15 protein-coding genes, 1 tRNA gene and 1 pseudogene are annotated in these 24,332 nt (G+C 37.2%); 14 read left to right on the plus strand and 3 right to left on the minus strand.

Translation table 11 applies throughout. The features are described from left to right. Positions 1-33: 33 nt before the first annotated feature. A complete protein-coding gene (locus AXA65_RS12600) occupies positions 34-1,548 on the minus strand; it encodes a DUF4394 domain-containing protein (RefSeq protein ID WP_063970450.1) in 1,515 nt (504 codons plus the stop codon). Positions 1,549-1,789: 241 nt separating this feature from the next. Between AXA65_RS12600 and tuf the strand changes: the two genes are divergently transcribed. From tuf to AXA65_RS19585, 13 genes and pseudogenes are all read left to right on the plus strand, one after another. After that, entirely contained in the window at positions 1,790-2,977 is a 1,188-nt protein-coding gene (tuf, locus tag AXA65_RS12605; RefSeq protein WP_028123380.1) for an elongation factor Tu, read from the plus strand. Positions 2,978-3,032: 55 nt separating this feature from the next. Next, positions 3,033-3,103 (plus strand) — tRNA-Trp (locus AXA65_RS12610). A 13-nt stretch (positions 3,104-3,116) separates the two neighbouring features. Next, complete coding sequence (gene secE / locus AXA65_RS12615; RefSeq protein WP_063970451.1) at positions 3,117-3,320, plus strand: preprotein translocase subunit SecE; 204 nt, start codon at positions 3,117-3,119, stop codon at positions 3,318-3,320. A 17-nt stretch (positions 3,321-3,337) separates the two neighbouring features. Further along, positions 3,338-3,883, plus strand: a complete 546-nt coding sequence (gene nusG / locus AXA65_RS12620) for a transcription termination/antitermination protein NusG (protein WP_063970452.1) — start codon at positions 3,338-3,340, stop codon at positions 3,881-3,883. A 347-nt stretch (positions 3,884-4,230) separates the two neighbouring features. Then, on the plus strand, positions 4,231-4,674 hold the full coding sequence (rplK, locus tag AXA65_RS12625) for a 50S ribosomal protein L11 (protein ID WP_063970453.1): 444 nt from the start codon (positions 4,231-4,233) through the stop codon (positions 4,672-4,674). 11 nt (positions 4,675-4,685) lie between these two features. After that, a complete protein-coding gene (gene rplA / locus AXA65_RS12630; protein WP_034966476.1) occupies positions 4,686-5,378 on the plus strand; it encodes a 50S ribosomal protein L1 in 693 nt (230 codons plus the stop codon). Between the two features lie 17 nt (positions 5,379-5,395). Further along, positions 5,396-5,992, plus strand: coding sequence for a 50S ribosomal protein L10 (rplJ, locus tag AXA65_RS12635; protein ID WP_063970454.1), 597 nt, complete (start codon positions 5,396-5,398; stop codon positions 5,990-5,992). Positions 5,993-6,040: 48 nt separating this feature from the next. Continuing rightward, on the plus strand, positions 6,041-6,406 hold the full coding sequence (rplL, locus tag AXA65_RS12640; protein WP_063970455.1) for a 50S ribosomal protein L7/L12: 366 nt from the start codon (positions 6,041-6,043) through the stop codon (positions 6,404-6,406). A 481-nt stretch (positions 6,407-6,887) separates the two neighbouring features. After that, a complete protein-coding gene (locus tag AXA65_RS12650; protein ID WP_131797815.1) occupies positions 6,888-7,226 on the plus strand; it encodes a hypothetical protein in 339 nt (112 codons plus the stop codon). Between the two features lie 154 nt (positions 7,227-7,380). Then, the gene (locus AXA65_RS12655) at positions 7,381-7,983 is read left to right on the plus strand and encodes a hypothetical protein (protein ID WP_063970458.1); all 603 of its coding nucleotides are present in this window, start codon (positions 7,381-7,383) and stop codon (positions 7,981-7,983) included. A 94-nt stretch (positions 7,984-8,077) separates the two neighbouring features. Then, positions 8,078-11,374: a DUF6923 family protein gene (locus tag AXA65_RS12660; protein WP_063970459.1), complete on the plus strand. Its 3,297-nt coding sequence runs from the start codon at positions 8,078-8,080 to the stop codon at positions 11,372-11,374. A 56-nt stretch (positions 11,375-11,430) separates the two neighbouring features. Continuing rightward, the gene (locus AXA65_RS12665; RefSeq protein WP_063970460.1) at positions 11,431-11,991 is read left to right on the plus strand and encodes a hypothetical protein; all 561 of its coding nucleotides are present in this window, start codon (positions 11,431-11,433) and stop codon (positions 11,989-11,991) included. 464 nt (positions 11,992-12,455) lie between these two features. After that, positions 12,456-12,774, plus strand: a pseudogene (locus tag AXA65_RS19585) (hypothetical protein); the annotation flags it as partial. Positions 12,775-13,041: 267 nt separating this feature from the next. On the opposite strand, the gene AXA65_RS12670 reads toward AXA65_RS19585, so the two are convergent. Together AXA65_RS12670 and AXA65_RS12675 are read right to left on the minus strand one after the other, a co-directional pair. After that, positions 13,042-18,696 (minus strand): beta strand repeat-containing protein, encoded by a 5,655-nt coding sequence (locus AXA65_RS12670; RefSeq protein ID WP_063970461.1) that lies wholly within the window; start codon positions 18,694-18,696, stop codon positions 13,042-13,044. Positions 18,697-18,779: 83 nt separating this feature from the next. Continuing rightward, on the minus strand, positions 18,780-19,592 hold the full coding sequence (locus tag AXA65_RS12675) for a tail fiber domain-containing protein (RefSeq protein ID WP_063970462.1): 813 nt from the start codon (positions 19,590-19,592) through the stop codon (positions 18,780-18,782). An 819-nt stretch (positions 19,593-20,411) separates the two neighbouring features. On the opposite strand from AXA65_RS12675, the gene rpoB reads away from it, so the two are divergent. Then, positions 20,412-24,239 carry a DNA-directed RNA polymerase subunit beta gene (gene rpoB / locus AXA65_RS12680; RefSeq protein WP_063970463.1) on the plus strand — a complete coding sequence of 1,276 codons (3,828 nt, stop codon included), beginning with the start codon at positions 20,412-20,414 and terminating at the stop codon, positions 24,237-24,239. Positions 24,240-24,332: the final 93 nt, after the last annotated feature.

Here is a 24,332-nt window from a genome sequence, read left to right on the forward strand (position 1 = left end):
AGGTTTTGATCTTGATCCTATTTAAGGTTATTTTTAGAATCCTAATCCTACGGTAAATCCTTTTACCATATTTGGATAGTTTGAAACAGCGGTCGCAGCTCCATTCGTAGTGTTTACAGTGTAGATCTTAGTTTCAGTTCCCACGGTGGCTACAAGATAAGCTTTCTGGCTTGTACTCCCGATGTCAAATCCGTTGTTCGAGGTAATATTGATTCCCAGAGCACCTCTTTCTACCAATGTTCCAGCATTCGGTGGATTTTGAAGGTATAATTTGTCGGTATTGTGGTCGATCACAAATAACGATGTGGTTGTGGCGCCAGCGAAGTTGTCGGTGTAAGCGGCAGAGCTCAACGTTGGTGTTCCTGGATTTATGATGCCATCCACTGCTGTAACAGCGCCATCAATTGGATTTAATCTCAGATTTTGGCCAGTATCACTCACGACTCTTATTTTATCAACTGTTGGGTTGAAATCAAAACCAAACTCGGTTCCGATAAGTGTTGTGGCAAGTGTTCCTGATCCAACTTGAGTTGCTGCTCCTGTTCCCAAGTTGATAGTATAGATTCTGCTGGAGCTTCCCAAAGCATAAAGTTGTCCGTTCAAAGGTCTAAAATCGATCCCTAAGATTCCTTCTCCATTTTGCAATCCAGTGATTGCTTTTGAAACTGGTTCCGGTTTGTTCGGGTTAAAGATCTGAAGTGTGTTCCAAGCATCTACGGCATACGCAACAGCGTCTGTTGGAATAGCGAGGTCGATAACTTTCTGCGACAAAGTTCCAATGTTGGTTGTTTTACCGTTTGAAAGATCCAATGTGTAAAGATTATTTTTAGAATCTTTTGTGGCTGCGATCAATGCTATACTGTTATCTGGATTAATATCAAATGCTGCTTGACCAGTAAAAGTGATTCCTAAACTTCCAACCTCTACCAAAGTGCCATTATTTGGCGGATCTTGTTTGAATAATTTCCCTGAAGTCATATCAAGGTCATACAATATTGTAGATGCTGCCCCTGATTTACTATTTGTGTACGCGATTCCTGCGATTGAAGCTGTTGTTGCGATGCTTGTGTCAGTTGCCGCAACGGAGCCGGTTTCGGGATTGAGGCGGAGGTTTTGTCCCGTATTTGTGACCAATCTGATTCTGTCAACAGTTGGATTAAAATCAATTGAAGCTGTTGTTCCTGCGATTGCTGGCGTAAAAGCTGTTGTGCTAACAACTCTGGAGGTTGCTGTTGCGGTATTGATGATGTAAAACTTACTGGCATTTGAAAGAGCGTAAAGTTCTCCAGTAGCTGGTCGAAAATCAATACTTAATAATTTTTCTCCCGCCGCAATTCCTGAAATAGCGGTTTTTGAACTGAACATTGCCGGATTGTTTGTGTTGAAAGCTACAAGTTCATTGTTTTCTGTAAGTCCGTAAGCCAGTTGATTTGGTCCTACAGTTACTGTTGGTTCTTCCGGCATTCCGGTGATCGTATCATCATTATCACAAGAGATTACCGACACAATGGCAAAAGTTGCCAGACAAAGGTTGAATAATTTTTTCATAAAGCTTATTTTTTTAGAGTTTCAATAAGCAGATACGAGATAAAACTGATGTTGGATTTAATCCACTTTTTTTAATTGATTTTTTTATGTAAATTTGCCACGTCAAAAGACAAAAATGCTTTGGTTTGCGGTTTTTGAATTTGAATATCGAAATTTTTAATAAAAATATTTTTGATATTCAAAAAATCGTTATATTTGCAAACCGAAAAAAAATAAATAATTAATTAATAAATATTAAATCATGGCAAAGGAAACGTTTAATCGTAACAAACCCCACTTGAACATTGGTACTATTGGTCACGTTGACCATGGTAAAACTACACTTACAGCTGCAATCAGTAAAGTGTTATCTGATAAAGGATTCGGAACTGCAAGAGATTTCTCTTCTATCGATTCTGCACCAGAAGAAAAAGAAAGAGGTATCACTATCAATACTGCTCACATCGAGTACGAAACTGCTAACAGACACTACGCTCACGTTGACTGTCCAGGTCACGCGGATTACGTAAAGAACATGGTTACAGGTGCTGCTCAAATGGATGGAGCTATCCTAGTAGTAGCTGCTACTGACGGACCAATGCCTCAAACTAGAGAGCACATCTTGCTTTGTCGTCAGGTAAACGTACCTAACGTACTTGTTTTCATGAACAAAGTAGATATGGTTGACGATGAAGAATTATTAGAATTAGTAGAGTTAGAGATCAGAGATCTTTTATCTTCTTACGAATATGACGGAGACAACGCTCCAATCATCCAAGGTTCTGCTTTAGGAGGATTGAACGGAGATGCTAAATGGGTAGGTAAAATCGAAGAATTGATGGATGCTGTTGATACTTGGATCGAACTTCCAGTTAGAGATCAAGATAAACCATTCTTGATGCCAATCGAAGACGTATTCTCTATTACAGGTAGAGGTACTGTTGCAACTGGTAGAATTGAATCAGGTGTAATCAACACAGGAGATCCTGTTGATATCGTAGGTATGGGTGATGAGAAATTGACTTCTACTATCACTGGTGTTGAGATGTTCAGAAAGATCCTTGATAGAGGTGAAGCTGGAGATAACGTAGGTCTATTGTTGAGAGGTATTGAAAAAACTGACATCAAGAGAGGTATGGTTATCGCTAAGAAAGATTCTGTTAAACCACACAAAAGCTTCAAAGCTGAGGTTTATATCCTTTCTAAAGAAGAAGGTGGACGTCACACGCCATTCCACAACAAATACAGACCTCAGTTCTACGTTAGAACAACTGACGTTACAGGTGAGATCTTCTTGCCAGAAGGTGTAGAAATGGTAATGCCTGGAGATAACTTAACTATCACTGTAGAATTGTTGCAACCAATCGCTCTTAACGTAGGTCTTAGATTTGCGATCAGAGAAGGAGGTAGAACAGTAGGTGCTGGTCAGGTTACTGAGATCACAGACTAATCATCTAAATAATATAAATAGTTCCGTAAGGAAACTTACGGAACTATTTTAATCTACGGGCATCGTCCAATGGTAGGATACCGGTCTCCAAAACCGTTGATCTGGGTTCGAATCCTAGTGCCCGTGCAAAAAGAAAATAATGAGCTTAGTAGAATTTTTAAAAGGTTCTTATACAGAATTTAAAGATAAAGTAGAGTGGCCAAAATGGGCAGACTTGCAGTCTTCAACTATCGTTGTTTCTGTGAGCACTGTGATACTTGCTTTATTTACATTTGGAGTAGATTCACTCTTCAGTGTGACGATCAAGAATTTTATTGCGACGTTTATTAATATTTTTAACTAATCCCTAATACTTTCCTAATGAGCGAATCGAAATGGTATGTGCTGAAAGCTATTAGCGGACAGGAAAATAAGGTGAAGAACTATATTGAGAGCGAGATCCAGAGAATGAATATGGAAGCTTACGTCACTCAAGTAGTGATTCCTATGGAAAAAGTGATCCAGATCAGAAATGGAAAAAAAGTGCCTAAAGAGAAACCTTACTATCCTGGTTATCTAATGGTAGAGGCTGATCTAATAGGAGAAGTACCTCACGTGATCAAAAATATCCCTGGCGTAATTTCTTTCTTAAGTTTAACAAAAGGAGGTGAGCCAGTTCCAATGAGAAAATCTGAGGTGAACAGAATGCTCGGAAGAATGGATGAACTTTCAGAATTTGCGACAGATGTAGAAATTCCATTCATCGTTGGTGAAAACGTAAAAGTAATCGAAGGTCCATTCAACGGTTTCAACGGAACTATTGAGAAAATCTTGGAAGACAAGAAGAAAGTAGAAGTTTCTGTTTTGATCTTCGGAAGAAAAACACCAATGGAACTTAGCTTCATGCAAGTAGAAAAAGTAGTTTAATACTTTTCAGATATAAAAAAAATACCGTTCAGAAATGAGCGGTTTTTTTTGTTTTAATTTTTATTAATGTTGAAATACATTTGCTTGTATTATCTTCTCAAGTGACATGATCAATGTAAAACGATTCGCCGAAGTTGAGCAAAGGATGATTTCCATTTAGGTTTGTTAATAAAATAAAAAAAATATTATTTTATTTCTGAAATTTAACTAGTTAAGTATTTGCTACTTGAAAAATATTTTATACTTTTGCAATCCGAAATATAGGTCTACTTTTATGCGAAGTGACTTATGTTGAATAATTAATGCTTCCACATTCAATTATTTATTAATCAAATCAAAACATTAAAATGGCTAAAAAAGTCTTTAAAATGGTAAAACTTCAGGTGAAAGGTGGCGCTGCCAACCCTTCTCCACCAGTAGGTCCAGCATTGGGTTCTGCAGGTGTGAACATCATGGAGTTTTGTAAACAATTCAACGGTAGAACTCAGGATAAACCTGGTCAAGTTCTTCCGGTAGTGATCACGGTTTTCGAAGATAAATCTTTCGAATTCATCATCAAAACACCTCCAGTTGCAATCCAATTATTGGAAGCTGCAAAATTGAAAGGTGGTTCTGGAGAACCTAACAGAAACAAAGTAGGTGCTGTATCTTGGGCTCAGGTTCAGAAAATTGCAGAGGACAAAATGGGAGATCTTAACTGTTTCTCTGTTGATCCTGCAATTTCTATGGTAGCTGGTACTGCTAGATCTATGGGATTGAGAGTAACAGGAACTAAACCAACTAACGCTTAAAACTTAAAGAAATGGCAAAATTGACAAAAAAGCAAAAAGAAGCTTTAAGCAAAGTGGAAAAAAATAAAATTTATAATCTTGACGAAGCTTCTGCTTTGGTAAAAGAAGTAAATTTTGCAAAATTTGACGCATCTGTAGATATCGCTGTTAGATTGGGTGTAGATCCAAGAAAAGCAAACCAAATGGTAAGAGGTGTTGTATCTCTTCCTCATGGTACTGGTAAAGATATCAAAGTTTTGGCTTTGGTAACTCCAGACAAAGAAGCAGAAGCAAAAGAAGCTGGTGCAGACTATGTAGGTCTTGACGAGTATTTGACTAAAATCAAAAATGGTTGGACAGATGTTGACGTTATCGTGACTATGCCTGCAGTTATGGGTAAACTAGGACCTTTGGGTAGAGTTTTAGGACCAAGAGGTCTTATGCCGAATCCAAAATCCGGTACTGTAACTATGGACATCGGAAAAGCTGTAGCTGAGGTGAAAGCTGGTAAGATCGATTTCAAAGTAGATAAATATGGTATCATCCATGCAGGTATTGGTAAAGTATCTTTCGATGCTGCTAAACTTAAAGAAAATGCTGCTGAGTTGATCTCAACATTGATCAAGTTAAAACCAACTGCTGCAAAAGGAACTTATGTAAAAAGCATTTATTTGTCTTCTACAATGAGTCCTGGAATTGCAATTGATACTAAATCTGTTAACTAATTATAATCCTTAAGACAATGACAAAAGACCAAAAAGTTGTAGCGATACAAGAGATCAAAGACTTGCTTCAGGATGCAAAAGTAGTTTATGTAGCAGATCTACAAGGTTTGAACGCTGCTAGATCTTCTGACTTCAGAAGACAAGCTTTCAAACAAAATATCAAAGTAAAAGTAGTGAAGAATACATTGCTTCAAAAAGCAATGGAACAGATCGAAGGTGTAGATTACGCTGAGATGTTCGAAACTTTCAAAGGAAACTCTGCATTGATGATTGCTGAAACGGCTAACGCGCCAGCAAAATTGATCAAAGATTTCAGAAAGAAAGAAGAGAAACCAGCTCTTAAATCTGCTTTCGTTCAAGAAACTTTCTATGTTGGTGATGAGAACCTAGACGCATTAGTAAGCATCAAGTCTAGAGAAGAAATGATCGGTGAAATCATCGGATTGCTTCAGTCTCCAATCCAAAGAGTTGTTTCTGCTCTTCAAAACAAATCTGAAGCTGTAGAGGCTGGCGCTGAAGAAGCTGCTGCTCCTGCTGTAGAAGAAACTCCTGCTGAGGCGGCTCCAGAAGCTCCAACTGCAGAAAGCACGGAAGAAACTCCAAGTGCTGAATAATTAGAACTCAAAAAAATCAATCAATAATCAACAAAAAACATTACAACAATGTCAGATTTAAAAAATTTAGCTGAAACGCTAGTAAACTTAACAGTAAAAGACGTAAACGAATTAGCTACTATCCTTAAGGATGAGTACGGAATTGAGCCAGCTGCTGCTGCTGTAGTAGTTGCTGCAGGTGGTGGAGAAGCTGCTGAAGAGAAAACAGAATTCGACGTAATTCTTAAAGCTGCAGGTGCTTCTAAATTAGCAGTTGTTAAATTGGTAAAAGATTTAACTGGTGCAGGTCTTAAAGAAGCTAAAGATATGGTAGATGGTGCTCCAACTGCAATCAAACAAGCGGTTTCTAAAGATGAAGCAGAAGCTTTGAAAAAACAACTTGAAGAAGCTGGTGCAGAAGTAGAATTGAAGTAATTTTTAGTTCATAAAATATATAGGGCTGTCTCAGTAATGAGGCAGCTTTTTTTTATCAATTCTTTAACTAATTTATGTATATAATTTTTTTTTACTGTATATTTGCAAGCAGAATATTTGAATGCAAATTCATTTGTTCAAAACTCACAAATTGATAAAAAAAAATTCTTTATATCTTCCTTAAAAGGGAAGATTCTTTTTCTGGATTGCTCCTTAAATTACTTGGGGGAGCATTGTTTTTTTTTATTGTTCCCAATAACTACTTATTCTCAAGATTTTTATGCTCACGAAAGTGAACATAATGGAATTATCATTATTGGTGATGCAAAAATCATCACTCAAGAAAATACCTCTTTGAAAGAATCCTACATAGAAAATATTTCTAAGGAGGTAATCAAACAAACCTCTTTAAAGGATGAGGCTAAAGTTTTCGTCAAGGAAAAACCTTTAAAGAATTCGTTGGCACAAACTAAAAAAAATAATGCCGAGAAATATAAAAATATTGAGGAAAAAATTAAAAAAAATCTTCAAAAGATCTGGTACTACTGTAGATCCTTTAACTTCTGTTGACGGATTAACTTTACAAAATTCTATTACAGATTTAGACAATGCTAAAGTTCAAATTGGTGGAAACCCTGATACTGATAACACTCCTGGCATATTGGTATTGGCAGATACTAATAAAGCTATGGTGTTACTTAAAGTAGCTTCTCCTCATTTAAACATTGTTAATCCAGCTCCTGGAATGATTGTTTTTGACACGGTAAAAAATCAGTTAGCCGTTTTTAACGGAACCGTTTGGACGTTTTGGAAACCTTAATAAATTTTATACATAGTCATATCAAAATCCGATTCTTTTTTAGAGTTGGATTTTTTTATGGAAAGAAAAAACCCAAATAAATTTCTTAATATGTTGATAATAAAAATATTAATCATATCTTTGCAAAGGTTCTATAAACACAAACTGAAAAAAAATGAAGAAATACAACTGTCCTTTTGATAGTTATTATTTTTTTGTCGTTAAAAGGATTTACAATTTATTAATTCGTAAGGCTTTACTTGTTATTCTTTTACACCTATCTACTTACATTTATTCTCAAGAAGTTCAGATTACTGGTTTAGAAAACATACATGTTTCTGAAGGAGCTATAATTATTGTTCAGAGCAAAAAAGATACATTAGAACTTAAAAATAACGAAAACAATCTGCTCACAAGTCATAATAAAACTTCTAAGAACATCCAATCAAAAAAGGATAAAAAAAGCATTTCCTTTGCCAAAAAAACAAAAAAATTAATCCAGGAAAAAACGATTAAAAAAATTGAAGATTCTAAAGAAATTATTGTTTATAATGCTAAAAATAATGATTCTGAAAACTTCTTTACAAATATCAAAAACTTTTGTAAATCAATTGTTATATCTCAGAATGCATATCAATTCATTAACCCTAACAATAGTTTAGATATACTCTATTTATCAAAAATACACCAAACAAAAGAAAATATCTTATATAAAGCACATTACTCTACTTCTGTAGAAAACATATTATTTTCTAGACCTCCCCCTGCTTTTATTTAAGCGTTTAAAACTACTACTGCTCTACTACCAATTATCCCTATAGATAATGGATGGTAGATTTTATACAATATTCTAAAAATCGAAAATAGAGAACATGAACAAAACTCTAAATTTTAAAACATTCAAATCTTTTTTACAACTAATTTTATTGGTTATAAGCGTTTTTGGGTTTTCGCAAACACCTGCTCTTGAAATGGCAAGCCCTGCAGCGAGTAATGGTGTAGTATACACTTATTCAACAAATTTACAAAAAAACACAGATAACCCTTCTGGTAATACTTTTACTGCTTATACTACGCCTTCTAATTTGAGTGCAACATTTACTGTAAATAATCAAACATATACAGGAAACAACACCTACAACAATCAACCGGGAAGTTTGTTTTTTGGAGATGTTGCTCTTGGTAATTCTACTATTAACGCACCTGCTTATCAACTTTTAAATAGTTTAGGAAATGTTTCAACTGCTGCTCCATGGACAGCTGACAACAACCAATATACAAGTTATAACTCTACGGCAGGAACAGGAATAAATATTGCATCCAACTATGGTATAAGAACATTGATTTCAACAAATGCATTAGGTGCTCAATCCACCACTGGAAGATACAAAATGGGTGAAGTTACCATTACATTTAGTAGAGGAGTTAATAATCCCTTACTTCACTTAAAAGGATTAGGTGGAATACTAGGTACGGGATTCTCATTTACAGCTGAATTTACAGTAAAGTCTGTATTAAATTCCTCTAATAAAGAAATCTTAGGTACTACTAACCTTTCATTGCCATCAGGAACAAATCTTACGATAGATAACACCGCAAAAACAATCAATAATAGCTATATAGGTCTTACAAATCCAGCAACAACTAATTCTGGAAGAGGAACAGTTAATTTTCAAGCGAATGATATAAAAACAATTGTTTTAGAGGTTTATATGAATGGAAACTCAGCAGGACAAAGTTGGACAGCTTCAAATGGTAGTTTAGCTGATGCTTTTCTAATGAGTGTAAGTGCTGGGGAATCAGATCTTAGAGTAACCAAAACTGTAAGTAATGCAACTCCCACAGAAGGAAGCAATATAGTATTCACAGTTACAGCTTCTAATCTTGGAGCCTCTAATAACTCAAATGTTACCGTTAATGATTTATTACCTTCTGGTTATACTTATTTTTCACACACTGCATCAACTGGAACCTATGTTCCTGGAACTGGTGTCTGGACTATAGGAAACCTTAATGACCAAGCAAATGCAACTTTAACCATAACTGCAATTGTAAACGCCACAGGTAATTTTACCAACACAGCCACAATTAGTACAACTAGCGGAATAGCAGACCCTAACACTACAAACAATACAGCATCTGTATCTACTACCCCAGTTATTACAGATTCTGATGGAGACGGGGTACCAGATTCTCTTGACTTAGATGATGACAATGATGGAATTTTGGATTGTACAGAGAATGGATTAGATAAACCAGTTAATCAAATTTTTGAACTCAATGGAAATGCTTCACAAATAAGTTCAAATGAAGTACAACTAACACCAGCTTTAAATTCGCAAGCAGGTGAAATGTGGTCTTATGGTAAAATAGATTTTACTAAGAATTTTTCAATGCCTTTTGAAGCCTATTTGGGAAATAATGATGCAGGTGCAGATGGTATGGCAATAGTATTCCAAAACGATCCTGCTGGAATTAATGCTATTGGAGCAGCAGGAGAAGGTATAGGTGCTAGAGGAATTCAGAATGGTGTGGTTCTAGAGTTAGATACTTATAGCAATACAGGAAGCCCAGCTTTGGATCCAGTAGCAGACCACGGACAAATCTGGAAATCATCTGATCAAACGGCAATTACCTCCACTGTAGCTCTACCAAATTTAGAAAATGGAGCTTGGCATGCGGTAGTTGTAAATTGGGACTCGGCATCTCAAACATTGTCTTATACAGTAGATGGTACTTTAGTAGGTACTTATACAGGGAACATTGTTACTAATTATTTTGGAGGAGCTAATAAAGTTTATTTTGGATTTACTGCTTCTACAGGAGGATTAAACAATGATCAAAGAGTAAGATTTTCTTCTTTATGTTCTTTACCTTTAGAGGTTGACACTGATGGCGATGGGTTTCCTAATAGTTTAGATTTAGATTCTGATGGTGACGGTTGCCCTGATGCTATAGAAGGTGGTGATAATATTACTCAAACAATGCTAAATGGGAGCAATGCAATTGGTTCAAATATCTCTGGTACATTAAATACACCCGCAATTGCCACAGTAGATGCCAACGGAGTTCCTATGCTGGTAAACTCTGGAGGTTTGGCAGATATTGTAGGAGATGTGGGGCAAGGTATAGGCGATTCTCAAAATATAATGGTTAATTCTTGTGCTGTACCTTTTATATGCGATAGCAATATGTATATGGTTCAGGATTCTCAGGCTAAGCTTTATAGAATAGATACTTCGACCAATCCGTTCAATTTTGTGCAGATTGGAACAGGTGCTACTTACCCAGTAAATGCAACGGGTTATAACCCGACAGATAATTTTATTTATGGAATTAGTGGAGGTGCAAATGTTGCCAAGAGCCTAATCAGAATTGACGCTAATGGTACCTTCTATAACTTGGGTGTCATTAGCGGACTTGATATCGCTGCAGGCTATACTTCGGGAGAGATTGATAATAATGGGAATTACTATATAAAACTTGCAGGTACCGGAAATAACAAACTGTATAAAGTTGATATTGCTACCAGAACAGCTACCTTAATTCCACTAAGCAGAAATATAAACTTTATTGATATTGCTTATTCGGTAACCGATCAGTTGTTATGGACTCAGGATACTGTATCTAGACAGGTTGTTTCAATTAACCCTGTTACAGGTGCGGTTAATGATACAAGTTATGTTCATCCTATTAATGATTATGGAGCATGGTTTGGAAGTGGAGATGGCAAAATCTATGCATCTTCAAACAGCGGTTCTGTTTTCACAATGTTTGATAAAGTTACGGGGGCGCCAACAACCATTTCCGCTTCGCAGGCTTCAACCAATAACGATGGAGCGCATTGCGTTACGGCTGTCATTAAGTTTGATAATTACTGTTATAAACTTCCAACTACGGTTGCCGGAACACAGGTCCCGTCCAACCACGGTATTACGGCATTGGGAAGAGCAGGTGCTGACAACAGCAACTGGCCAATGGTAAGACAAAGTGCTTGGACAGTCCTTGAAGCAAAAACCAAAGGTTTTGTAGTGAATAGAGTAGCGAACCCTGCAACAGATATTGCAAACCCTGTAGAAGGAATGATGGTATTCGATACTACAGCACAGTGTCTGAAAATCTACAACGGAACAGTTTGGTCTTGTTACTCAACACCGGCCTGTCCATAATTAGATTTAAAGGTTTAAAATTTTAATTCAACAAAAAAATTAAAGCAAAAGACAAAATGAAAAACATTATAGCACTACTAACACTTACTGTATCTACTTGCGCATTTGCGCAGGTAGCGATCGGAAAGTCCGCAGTAACCAATACTTCAGTTTCAGTAGAGTTTGGGGATTATGTTGCAGGACAGGGCAAAGGAATTATTGTTCCATGGGTAACTTCTGCAGGAGACGTAACCGGCGCACAGCAGGGAACCATTGTTTTCGATACTGCCGATAAAATCATGAAGTACCGTAAAGCTGACGGAAGCTGGTTTAATTTAACAAGAAACGAAACCACAACCGTTGACGGACAGGCGAATTATGATACCACAGGAGTGGTGTACACCATACTTCAGACATCATTAACCGACAAGCCTGATGCAAAGGTTGCGATTGGAACCCCAACAGCAACTCCCGGAATTTTAGTTCTGGAGGATTCTAACAAAGCAATGGTTTTACCAAAAGTTCCAAGCCCACACCTGAACATCATCAACCCGGAACCCGGAATGATGGTTTACGACACCATCACAAAACAGCTCGCTGTTTTCAACGGTAAAGTCTGGAGTTTCTGGAAACCGTAAGCGACGAAGTTTAAATAAATTTTAACAAAACTTTATAACTGACCATCTCTCCGGAGATGGTTTTTTACTTGTGAAAGCGAATTGATTTTCCTCAATTTGCACTCGTTTTGGCGCTAATAATTGTTTGTAAATCAATAAAATATTGAAATTCAACTCTTTCGGTAGATCCGGAAGAGCGTTCGTGTTTCAGGCATTTATATCATTTTACCGCCCAAAGCAAAATTCAAGGAAAATATTTTGCACTACTCCGTGAAAAGATATACCGGCGTTGCAGTTAGAGATAATTAGAAATCAATATGTTAATAGTAATGTTCTCTGTGCGCCAAAAACACTTTTACCTTTTTACATTTATCTTGTTTCTTATTTTTTCTGATATTTTTTAAAACAAAATATTTTTAACCCCTTTCTTAAAAGTTTTATGAGTAAAACAATAGGCCGCTCCCAAAGTTCAAGGTACTCCGAGAATTAACTTTTCTTCTGCAAAAGGTAAAATCGAAACTCCTGACTTTTTGGACATCCAAATCCAGTCTTTCAAGGAATTTTTCCAACTAGACACACTTCCTGAAGAGCGATAAAAAGAATCGCTGTACAAAACATTTCAGGAAAATTTTCCAATTACAGATTCCAGAAACCAATTCGTATTGGAGTTTTTGGATTATATTGTAGATACTCCACGGTTACTCTATTGATGAGTTGGTGGAAAGAGGTTTGACGTACAGCGTTCCATTAAAAGCTAGATTGAAAGTGTATTATACAGATCCAGAACACGAGGATTTCCCAACTCACACATTTACACGCCTGTCTGATGTTGAGTGCATGTTCATCTTTTTCAATCGATTGTTCTCCGATTCTAGTTCTTTGATTTTTTGAAGCTCTTTTGTAAAACTGTGGAAGTCTCACTGCATAGTGTTTCTTTTCAAAAAAACCGCCATTAAACTTGAAAAAAGTAAATGACGGTCAATTATTTTTAGACTTTGCTTAAACCGAACTCAGGTTATTTTACGAATGGTATTGCTTATTCAATAATCATTATAAATTTTGAGCCATTATTTAATCATTATCAATCCGTATCCATTTTCCGTTTTCTACGCCTTCATAAAAATGATCGTTATGGTAGAGTATCGCACCTACTACATGAGGTTTTGAGGCTGGAAGTCCTGTTAAAATCTCAGGTGAAGCATTGATGTTTCTAAGCAGGAAAACATCTGTACCTTCTTTAACAATAATGCCAGTTTCTGGGATGAAGCGTGCTATATTGAGATCCAAAGAAGGAATTGTAATGCTAATCGGGGATGCCTCTGCGAGTCTTTTTGCTCCCTTACTTGCTGTACATCCCATCAATTCGGTGCCATACATCTGGACAACTCCGGGTGTTGGGCAATCAGGATTAATTTGAACAACAATATCTTTATTACTAATAATAACTGGACAAGCCATTCCATTAGCAAAACGAATCCCTTTCAAATGATACACAAAAGTGCCCGCGACATTTCTCGGATGATTAATTGTTGCAACACCATTTGTATTGGAAGTGATTTCCATATCGGGACCGTTGTTAATACTGTATGTAAAGATATAGGTCTGGCTGGTCTGGCTTCCTTTGAAAATAACGGGAACATTTCCCATAGGCAACTGGGATACACTGGCAGTGGAAACAGTAGTATTATCTACAGGTAAAGCAAAAGAAGAAACCGTAAAGTTTTCTGTAATGTTACATCCGTCTTGGCTGGAAGTTACATTTACCTTGTAGCTTCCCGGTTGGGTAAAGGTAACAATAGGCTGAGTACTGATCACCACATCAGGTGTTCCCATCTTTGTCCACGTATAAGTTGCATTAGGATCTGTACCAAATAAAGCTGATCCATCATAGGTTTTGGGGAAATCAGTAGCACAAAGTGTTTTATTCCCAAATCCCGCAGCCTGCACATTGGTGGGTACAATAGTAAGGTTGCTGGTGTTACCCAAATCCTGACTGTTTCCATAGGCATTTACAGTTCTTGAAAAATTCATATCCTGAATAGAAGCGTAAAACAATGTATAGCTTGCTGCCATATTCAAATTGATAAGACTTTGCCCGAAATCTGCTGTCCTACTTATATTGATCCTGTTACATGGTGTTCCCGTCATAAACAGGTTTTTGGAAATGTTTTGCCCCGAAGCTATTTTATAATTTCCGGGAGAGAAGTACAGGGTCTTATAATTCCCAGCAGAAGCCAGCGTACTGGTTGCCGAAGGCGTCAGGATTCCCAGGAAAGTTACCTTGTTGAAGTTGTGTATTGTTGATCCCGCATTAAATATTCCGTTTTTGTTGATGGCAATATCGCCAAAGCTATTCTGGTTCGGAACATTGATGACAAAGTTACCGGTTGCTATTTTAGCATTCGCGGCATTTATCGTTACAGGATAACTGTTACCTGATGAAATAACAATACCGCTACCTGATGAAGCATCAGTAATTACGGATTGTCCGAACTCCAATACCTGATTAATGTTCTGTGTGTAATTGAACTGCAGCCCATAAGTATTAATATCCATTGGATAGTCATTGGTTTTGAAACCTTTTACATTCGTTCCGTATATTGAACCTTTATAAGGGCTCTGAAGCTCAAAATAATCCTGAGACGCGTTTATACTAATCCTCGCTCCCGTTACTCCTTTAGTGTCAATATACCTGGTTTGCCCAGGTGTGGTACTTTGCGGCATAGTAACGGAAATAAAAGAACCAAATGTTGTATTATTTTGTAAAACAAGGTTTCCATAAACTAGAAGATTTCTCTCATTAGAATATGTTTCTACATTTACTAATGGAGAATTAGGGTCAATGTTAAAGGTAACATTATTGGCAAGGGAACTTTGATTACCGCCAACGATTACAGATTTCTGTGTCGTTGTGAAACCTGAATTAGCATCAAAAAACACATTGTCCTGTGCGCTTGGGAAACCGCAACTGCCGACAGGAGTTCCGCCGGAGGTTAGCGACCAGTGATTTCCGTCATTCCAGTTACCTTGTCCTCCTACCCAATACAAATCCCTAGAAGGAGCTGCAACAAAATTAATCCCCGAGTTTCCGCCCACATTCGTACTTTCGGTTGCTGTATAGGTTTGTCCGCCGGAAGATGATATATAGTTTAACCTTACTCTGTTAATGATAAAATCTGTAGTATTATATACAGGGATTATGATTTGCCCTAGCACATTATTATATCCCCGTATCAGCAGCTGATCCGCATTCGTACATCCTCCCTGCAACAACATAGACTGGTTTACCTTGATATTATTTGCCAGCTCAATGATATTTGATTTCTCAATGTTCAGTTGATTTACTTCCTTCAGACTGGCAAATCTTACAGTCGCGTATGTAGTACTTTTTATAGGGGTGCTGCTATTACTATTTGTTAAAATATTCAGAAGATTTACTTTGGTATTTGGTAAATCAATAGTGGTCAAAAACTGTCCAGAATAATTGATATAAGAACCCCGTATATCGATCCTCTCAAAATAATGAGCAAGAGAATTGGTTTTAATAGAACCACCTTTCAAAATACTATTAAGCGAATTAACCGGGGTTTGCGGACTAATATTAATCGTGCTTGCAGAAATATCTGATCCGTCTAATAGGATTTCTGTTCCGGTTGTAGAGAGTTGATTCAGCTTCAACACCGTACCGCTAAGATCCAGCCTAGCAATATACTGTTGATTAATTGAGCCGGATGACATATCTACAGCTTCTGTCCCGTGATACACTTTCCAGTTGGCATTATCCGTAAAAATTAAATTTGCACCTGCTCCGTTCGGGTACACCGATTTGTTGATGCCTGCCGGCTTGTTTCTATTAATCAGGGTAAACCCAGGGTTGTTGTTGTATACGGCACCATATCCGGGATATAGTGTAAGATCTCCGTTTATATAAGTCTGATAACTATAACTACCTTTAATATTAAAAATTGCAGTTGCTGGAAGCCCACTAAATGTCATATTATTAACATAAACGGGATTTTGTATTTCAACATTAGTTGTACCAACCGTAGCAATTCCAGAATATTCATCAAAAAATACATTATCGTATAGCGTAGGAATCCCACAAGTGCTGGTGGCTCTTGCCGGGGTAGAATCCAGAGACCAGTGGTTGATATCATTCCAATTGCCAGAGCCACCTTTCCAATAAAAGTTTTTGGGAGCAGGTATTGTGAAATTGATACCGCTATTGGCTGTATTATCTATAGAATTGTTGGCATTAATAGGATTGGAACCAGCAACCGGTGTCACATAGGACGCACGGATATAAGAAACTGATAAACGATTAAGCTCTACCAAACCATTACCGTTAATACTATTTCCTAAAATAAGATTACTGTTTCCTGCTCCTGTAAAGGATTTTACGATATCGCAATCCAAACGGTTATACACAAAGGTGTCGGTAACGGTCAAATCATTAATAACCAAATCAACTGCTGTATTAACATTAAAATTCTTTACGAAATCAGTCCCTGTAAAAGATATTTTATTTCCAGCGTTGACATTCAATATATTAGTTGTTGCATCGGTAATGCTAATATCTGTCCCAGAATTTATCTGGAACAAATTGGATTTTACCGCTGAAAAAGTACCTGTTGCTGTACCCTCCATATAGATATTGCCAAAGAAATGATTAGCATTAGTATAGGTGTCTTTTTTACCATTGTACTCTTTTGCAATATATAGTGTAGAAGCTGGTGCATTTACAGGCTGCTGGGTGTACATCCAAAGCGTAGGGGTACGGATGAGCGTATTATCAATGAATACAGATTTACCTCCAAGATAAACAGAGTTTGCATTAATCTTTGTACTATTGGCATATAGATTGGCAGGTTGCCCAATACCATTGTTCATTACATTGAAGCTAAAGCCTCCCACTACCTCTACATCATAAGGTGCTGCCCAGCTTGCCGGTTGCAAATGAAAATTATCATTTGCCAACTCACTTACATATAAGGTATTAATTTTCTGCCCTTCAAAGCTCATATAACGGTCTATCGGCGGATCTGCAGGACTAATTTTAAAAAAGCTAAACGTTGCAGTGGAAGCTGTCATATCTTTTTGTAAATAAAGACTCCCGTAGATATTGACATAAGAAAAACCAGGACTAAATATAGGGTTTCCGGGAGTATTGTTCCAGGTCATATTTCGAACCTCAATTGAGGTCGAACTTCCTGTCAGGGTATTATTACCTGCTGTAAAGCCAGATTTCTCATCAAAGATGACATCATCAAATCTTGTTGGCAGACAATTCGCAGACGTTCCTCCAGAAAAGAAAGACCACTTGGCATAATCATTCCAAGCGCCACCACCTCCAATACGGTAAAAAGTCCGGGACGCTAAGCCGACAAAGCTGATATTCCCCGTATTGCCGCCATTATCTATTGCCGCCGTTACAGAAGCTCCTCCAGTAAGTTTTACGTTCTGAAACATATATCTCGGAAAATCGATAACTGCACCGCCATTAGCCGTTGCTGGGATGATGACATTGCCCCCTGTAAGTTTAGGAATTGTACCAGCGCAGGAAGCATTAGCAATAAGGTTTTGATTTACTTTGAATTCGTCTCCAGATGCTGACGAAATAAAGTAATTCCCACCATTCAATGTAAGATTGTCGATATTATATTTCCCCGTATAAAAACTACTATTTCCACTACCTAAAGTAAGATTGGAGATATCATTTCGTAATGCATAAAAATTATGGTTACCATCTCCTCCCATTGTCAGAGTCCCCACTTTCAGCGTCGCTATATTATTGGTAGGTGTACTGCTTCCAATATAAGTCCAAGAAGAATTGCCAGTTGGGATATTTAGGGTTCCGATCTCATATTCTCCCGTACCTGTGGAAGTTTCTAATGCGGCATTCGATACTCCCGTAATATTTTCTGTTTTCAGGTATGTACCTACCGTAATTTTCTTTGTGAACGATATATTTTTTACATTCTGTGTTGTTGGAAAGCTTAATGAATATACTGTGATGGAAGCTTGCGTAAGATTGACATTTGCATTAAAGGTCGAAGTTGCGGCTGTAGTATAACTAAGTGATTTCAATTGCGACGTTCCAAAATCGGATACCGCAGAAGAGGTATAGGTAATTTCGCGATCTACAGTTATATTTTTGTTGTTAGTGTCTAAGGATGCACCTTCTCCTACATTAAAAGAGAAATAGCCGTTGCTGTTAAAATCATTGATTAACTTAAAACTACCATTTCCCAAAAAGTTAACGGAGGAGAGATAAGTCGTAGAAATCCAACTCGCATCTATAAGTTTTCCTGGAATATCTATAAGGTTAGGCAATGTATTCCCGCTATCGGAATAGAAGTTAAATGTTATATTATAGTATGCAGCTATATTTCCTCGCCATTTTAAGTTTCCATGAATGTTTAATATGCTTCCTGGTGAAAAACGGATACTGCTGGAAAAGTTATCATCTACAATGAAGTTTTTACAGGTGGCAACTGATGGAATTATAATTTGACCTAAAGTAGTGGTAAACCCACTCCCATTATTAAAAAAAACATTATCATATCTGGAAGGAATAATAGTCGCTTGTGGTCCCGTTGACGAGCCGATACGCCAATGGTTTAGGTCACTCCAGGAGCCTGCACCGCCAACCCAATAGTAGTCACTTTGTGCAAAAATCTGTTGACAGAGAGCCAGAAAGAAAATGAGATATAGTTTTAGTTTCATTTGATGAGAATTACATTATAAAAAGAATTGAAGAATAGTTATACTTCAACTGAATAAATAGATTGTACAGAATTAATTTTGGATTATTTTCCTTTTTTCAGGAGTTCTATTTCTTTTTGTAATTCTTTGATTTTGATATTCTGATCCTGAGCGTTTTTCAGTAAAATAGGAATCAGTTCGTTATAGTTTACCGATTTATAGGTTTCCGAATCGCTGTTTACGATATTGGGAAGTACTTTTTCTACTTCCTGAGCGATAAGCCCGTATTGAAGCTGGGCATTTCCACCTTTCTTTTTTCCGTTCTCGTTCCAGAAATAAGAAACAGGATTTAGTTTTAATATTATTTCATCTGCATTAGTAATCGGAGTGATGTTTTGTTTTAATCTTGCATCCGAATTATAGTCCACTGCGCTGGCTTTCACCGTTCCTGCAACATCTAGCTTTGCAGATGGATTCGCAACGCCAATTCCAACACTTCCAACACCGGAGAAGACAAGGTTTTTGCCATTCAGTTCTACATTTCTGGCTGCTTGTGCGCTGGTAATTGTACCATCGGCGGTATAAATATTAGATGTAAGTCCACCAATAGTTTCCCAAATGCTGCCGTTCCAATAATAATATCCGGCTTTTGTAATTTTATCAACTTTAGCATTAGAAACCGCAGGGGCAGAAGTAGCATAAATCATTAAAGATTCGGTTCCTGCTTGCAGATTATCGGTCATGGTTTTTATTTGATCTCCCGTTAATCTCGGAATAATGAGTCCTTCGGCTTGAGTATCGCCATTGGTATTGGCGACCACTTCCAGAGTGGACTTTGGTGTTGTGGTGTTGATGCCGACTTGTGCAAATATATACGTGCAGGAGATGCTTGCTACAATTGAGTAGAATTTTTTCATGAAGGTAATTGATTGGTTTTATTTATAGATTAGATATTTTTTTTAAATCCAGTAGAATAGTTTTCAAAAAAAAATCTTGCTTCGTGACAATTTCACAAGCCTTAAATAAGATAAATTTTTTAAGAGAAATAAACATTTGGTTTTCTGCTGCAAAGATAAAAAAAAGTAAATTATATATTAACGAAACTATGCTTCGCATAATTTTATTAATAATAATATTTATCAGGCATTATAGATTGAGTTTCTGTTTCGTATTAGTTTTATTTTATTATAGTATTTTGCAGGTGTAAAGAGTTGTTCTTTAATTATTTAATTTGCAATAAAAAGCCTTGTTTTTTTTTGATGCGTTAATGGTTTCAGGGTTTTGGTGGGTTACGTTTTTGATAAACAGATGCTTTTACATAAATAGGTCTGGGATTATTGCTAGTAAATCTTAATCAGGAAAGTATTTATTAATATCTTCTTGCAATTCAGGATATAAAGTTGTATCTTTGCGCCTCATTTTGGGCTTAAAAAGTAAATTTATCTATTGACAATTTTTGTAAAACTCTTGTGTCTTCGGCTACAAGGGATTTTGTTGTTTTTGTAAGTTTTTATTTGTTTCCCAAAATTTTAGTTAGAAAAGAATATTTTGCATTACGTTGTGAAAAGATATACCAGCGTTGCTTAGAATTAGAATCGAGAACTAAGATAAAGATTTAAAGCCAATTCTGATAGCCCAAAAATCGAGTGTTTTTCATCTTTTTCAAGCTTCTTCTTCTGCTTCGATATTTTTGAGATAAACAAAATATTTTTTAACCCATTTTTTCTTATAATTTTATGAGTAAAACACAGGCCACACAAAAAGTGAAAGGAACGGAAAGAATCAACTTTTCCACTGCGAAAGGTAGAATCGACACCCCTGACTTTTTGGACATCCAAATCCAGTCTTTCAAGGAGTTTTTCCAGTTAGACACGCTTCCTGAGCAACGTTTGAACGAATCACTTTACAAAACGTTCCAGGAAAATTTCCCAATTACAGATTCTAGAAACCAATTCGTTTTGGAATTCCTAGACTATCTTGTAGATTCTCCTCGTTACTCTATAGATGAGTGCGTTGAGAGAGGTTTGACGTACAACGTTCCTCTAAAAGCTAGACTTAAACTATACTGTACCGATCCGGAACACGAAGATTTCCAGACTGTTGTACAAGATGTATATTTAGGTCCTGTTCCTTATATGACACCTTCTGGTTCATTCATCATCAATGGTGCAGAACGTGTTATTGTAACTCAGTTACACAGGTCTCCGGGTGTATTCTTCGGACAGACTTACCACGCAAATGGTACCAAACTTTACTATTCAAGAATTATCCCTTTCAAAGGATCTTGGATGGAGTTTACGACGGATATCAATAACGTAATGTATGCGTATATCGACCGTAAGAAAAAATTACCTTTAACGACATTGTTAAGAGCAATCGGTTTCGAATCTGATAAAGAGATTCTTCAGATCTTTGACCTTGCAGAGGAAGTGAAAGTTTCCAAAGCGGCACTTAAAAAAGTAGAAGGAAGAACATTAGCTGCGAGAGTTTTGAACACTTGGTTCGAAGATTTCGTAGATGAGGATACAGGTGAGGTAGTTTCTATCGAAAGAAACGAGATCATCCTAGACAGAGAGACGATTCTTGAAAAAGAACACCTTGATGTTATTTTGGATTCTGGCGTTAAGTCGATCTTGATCCACAAAGAAAATAGCAGCGAGTTCTCTATCATCCAGAACACTTTACAAAAAGATCCAACCAACTCAGAAAAAGAAGCGGTTGAATATATCTACCGTCAGTTGAGAAATGCTGATGCACCGGATGAGGAAACTGCAAGAGGAATTATCGAAAAATTATTCTTCTCCGAGCAGAGATATTCATTAGGTGAAGTAGGTCGTTACAGACTTAATAAAAAATTAGGTCTTAATATCTCTCAAGAAAATCAAGTATTGACGAGAGAAGACATCATCTCTATTGTAAAACACTTGATTGAGCTTGTTAACTCAAAAGCTGAGGTAGATGATATCGATCACTTGTCAAACAGAAGGATCAAGACTGTTGGAGAGCAATTGTCTGGACAATTTGGTGTAGGTCTTTCTAGAATTGCAAGAACGATCAAAGAAAGAATGAACGTTAGAGATAACGAGATCTTTACACCGGTTGACTTGGTAAATGCTAAGACTTTGACGTCTGTTATTAATTCATTCTTTGGTACCAACCAGCTTTCTCAGTTTATGGACCAGACCAATCCTCTATCAGAGATCACGCACAAGCGTAGACTTTCTGCCCTAGGACCTGGTGGTTTATCAAGAGAAAGAGCAGGTTTCGAGGTTCGTGACGTTCACCATACACACTATGGCCGTATCTGTCCGATCGAAACGCCAGAGGGACCAAACATTGGTTTGATCTCTTCTTTAGGAATGTATGCGAAGATCAACACGCTTGGTTTTATTGAGACGCCTTATAGAAAAGTTGAAGACGGTAAAGTAGATCTACAAGCTGCTCCAACTTATCTTAACGCTGAAGATGAGGAATACAAAGTAATTGCTCAGGCAAACGTTGACTTGGATGATAATGGAGTTTTCTTGACTGACAGAATCATTGCTCGTCTGGATGGAGATTATCCTGTAGTTGAGCCTCAACAAGTTGATCTAATCGATGTGGCGCCAAACCAGATCTCTGGTATTTCTGCTTCATTGATTCCGTTCCTAGAGCACGATGATGCGAATAGAGCTTTGATGGGATCGAATATGATGCGTCAGGCCGTTCCATTGTTGAATCCTCAAGCACCAGTTGTAGGTACAGGTTTGGAAAAACAAGTAGCTAGAGATTCTAGAGTTTTGATCAATGCAGAAGGAACTGGAATCGTAGAATATGTGGATGCTGAGAAGATCACGATCAAATACGAAAGAAGCGAGGAGGACGATCTAGTTAACTTCGATTCTGCGACTAAAACTTATAAACTGACCAAGTTCAGAAAGACCAACCAGAGTACAACGATTACACTAAGACCAAACGTAAGAGTAGGTCAGACAGTGGAAAAAGGACAAGTTCTTTGCGACGGTTATGCTACTGAAAACGGAGAGTTGGCATTGGGTAGAAACCTAGTGGTAGCCTTCATGCCTTGGAAAGGTTACAACTTTGAGGATGCGATCGTAATTAATGAAAAAGTAGTTCGCGAGGACTGGTTTACATCAATTCACGTAGATGAGTATTCTCTTGAGGTTCGTGATACCAAATTAGGTATGGAAGAATTGACAGCAGATATTCCTAACGTTTCTGAGGAAGCTACCAAAGATCTAGATGAGAATGGTATGATCAGAATCGGAGCAGAAGTGAAGCCTGGTGATATCCTTATCGGGAAGATCACACCAAAAGGTGAATCTGATCCAACACCGGAAGAAAAACTTCTTAGAGCGATCTTCGGAGACAAAGCTGGTGACGTGAAAGATGCTTCATTGAAAGCAGATTCTTCATTGAGAGGAGTTGTGATCAACAAAAAATTGTTCTCTAGAAATATCAAGGACAAAAAGAAAAGAAGCGAAGAGAAGATCAAATTGGAAGAGATCGAAAATACTTACAAAGCTAAGTTCGACGGTCTAAGAAATACGTTGATCGACAAATTGAATACTCTAGTTTCTGGGAAAACTTCTCAAGGTGTACAAAATGACCTGGAAGAAGAAGTGATCAGCAAAGGAACTAAATTCTCATTGAGATTACTTCAAAATGTTGAAGATTATAACAATATCAGTGGTGCAGATTGGACAGTTGATTCTGACAAGAACGAATTGATCAAACAATTGATCCACAATTACAAGATCAAATACAACGATCTTGCGGGCGTTAAAAACCGTGAGAAATTTGCATTGTCTATCGGAGATGAGTTACCTGCAGGTATTATCAAACTGGCTAAAGTTTACATCGCTAAGAAACGTAAATTGAATGTTGGAGATAAAATGGCTGGTCGTCACGGTAACAAAGGTATCGTTTCAAGAATCGTTCGTGAAGAGGATATGCCATTCCTAGAAGACGGAACACCAGTAGATATCGTATTGAATCCACTTGGGGTACCTTCTCGTATGAACATTGGTCAGATCTACGAAACTGTTCTTGGATGGGCTGGTACCAAACTAGGACTTAAGTTCGCAACACCGATCTTTGATGGGGCAACTCTAGAGCAGATCACAGAATACACAGAACAAGCTGGCGTTCCTAAATATGGTAGCACTTATCTTTATGATGGTGGAACCGGAGAGAGATTTACGCAGCCTGCAACTGTAGGTGTGATCTATATGTTGAAACTGGGACACATGGTAGATGACAAGATGCACGCACGTTCTATCGGACCATACTCATTGATCACGCAACAGCCATTAGGAGGTAAAGCGCAATTTGGAGGTCAGAGATTTGGAGAGATGGAGGTTTGGGCTCTGGAAGCATTTGGAGCATCCAATATCTTGAGAGAGATCTTGACTGTGAAGTCAGATGACGTGATTGGTAGAGCAAAAACTTACGAAGCGATTGCGAAAGGGGAAGCAATGCCTGAACCAGGTATTCCGGAATCTTTCAACGTATTACTTCACGAGTTACAGGGTCTTGGACTTGATGTAAGATTGGAAGAGTAATTTAAATTAAATTATCAAAAAATTTAAAATTAAATTATTAACCAATGGTTGAAAAGAATGATTTCTAAAAGTAATTTTTTAATCATTTAATGT

Source organism: Chryseobacterium sp. FP211-J200, assembly GCF_001643375.1.
GTDB classification, from domain to species: Bacteria; Bacteroidota; Bacteroidia; order Flavobacteriales; family Weeksellaceae; genus Epilithonimonas; species Epilithonimonas ginsengisoli.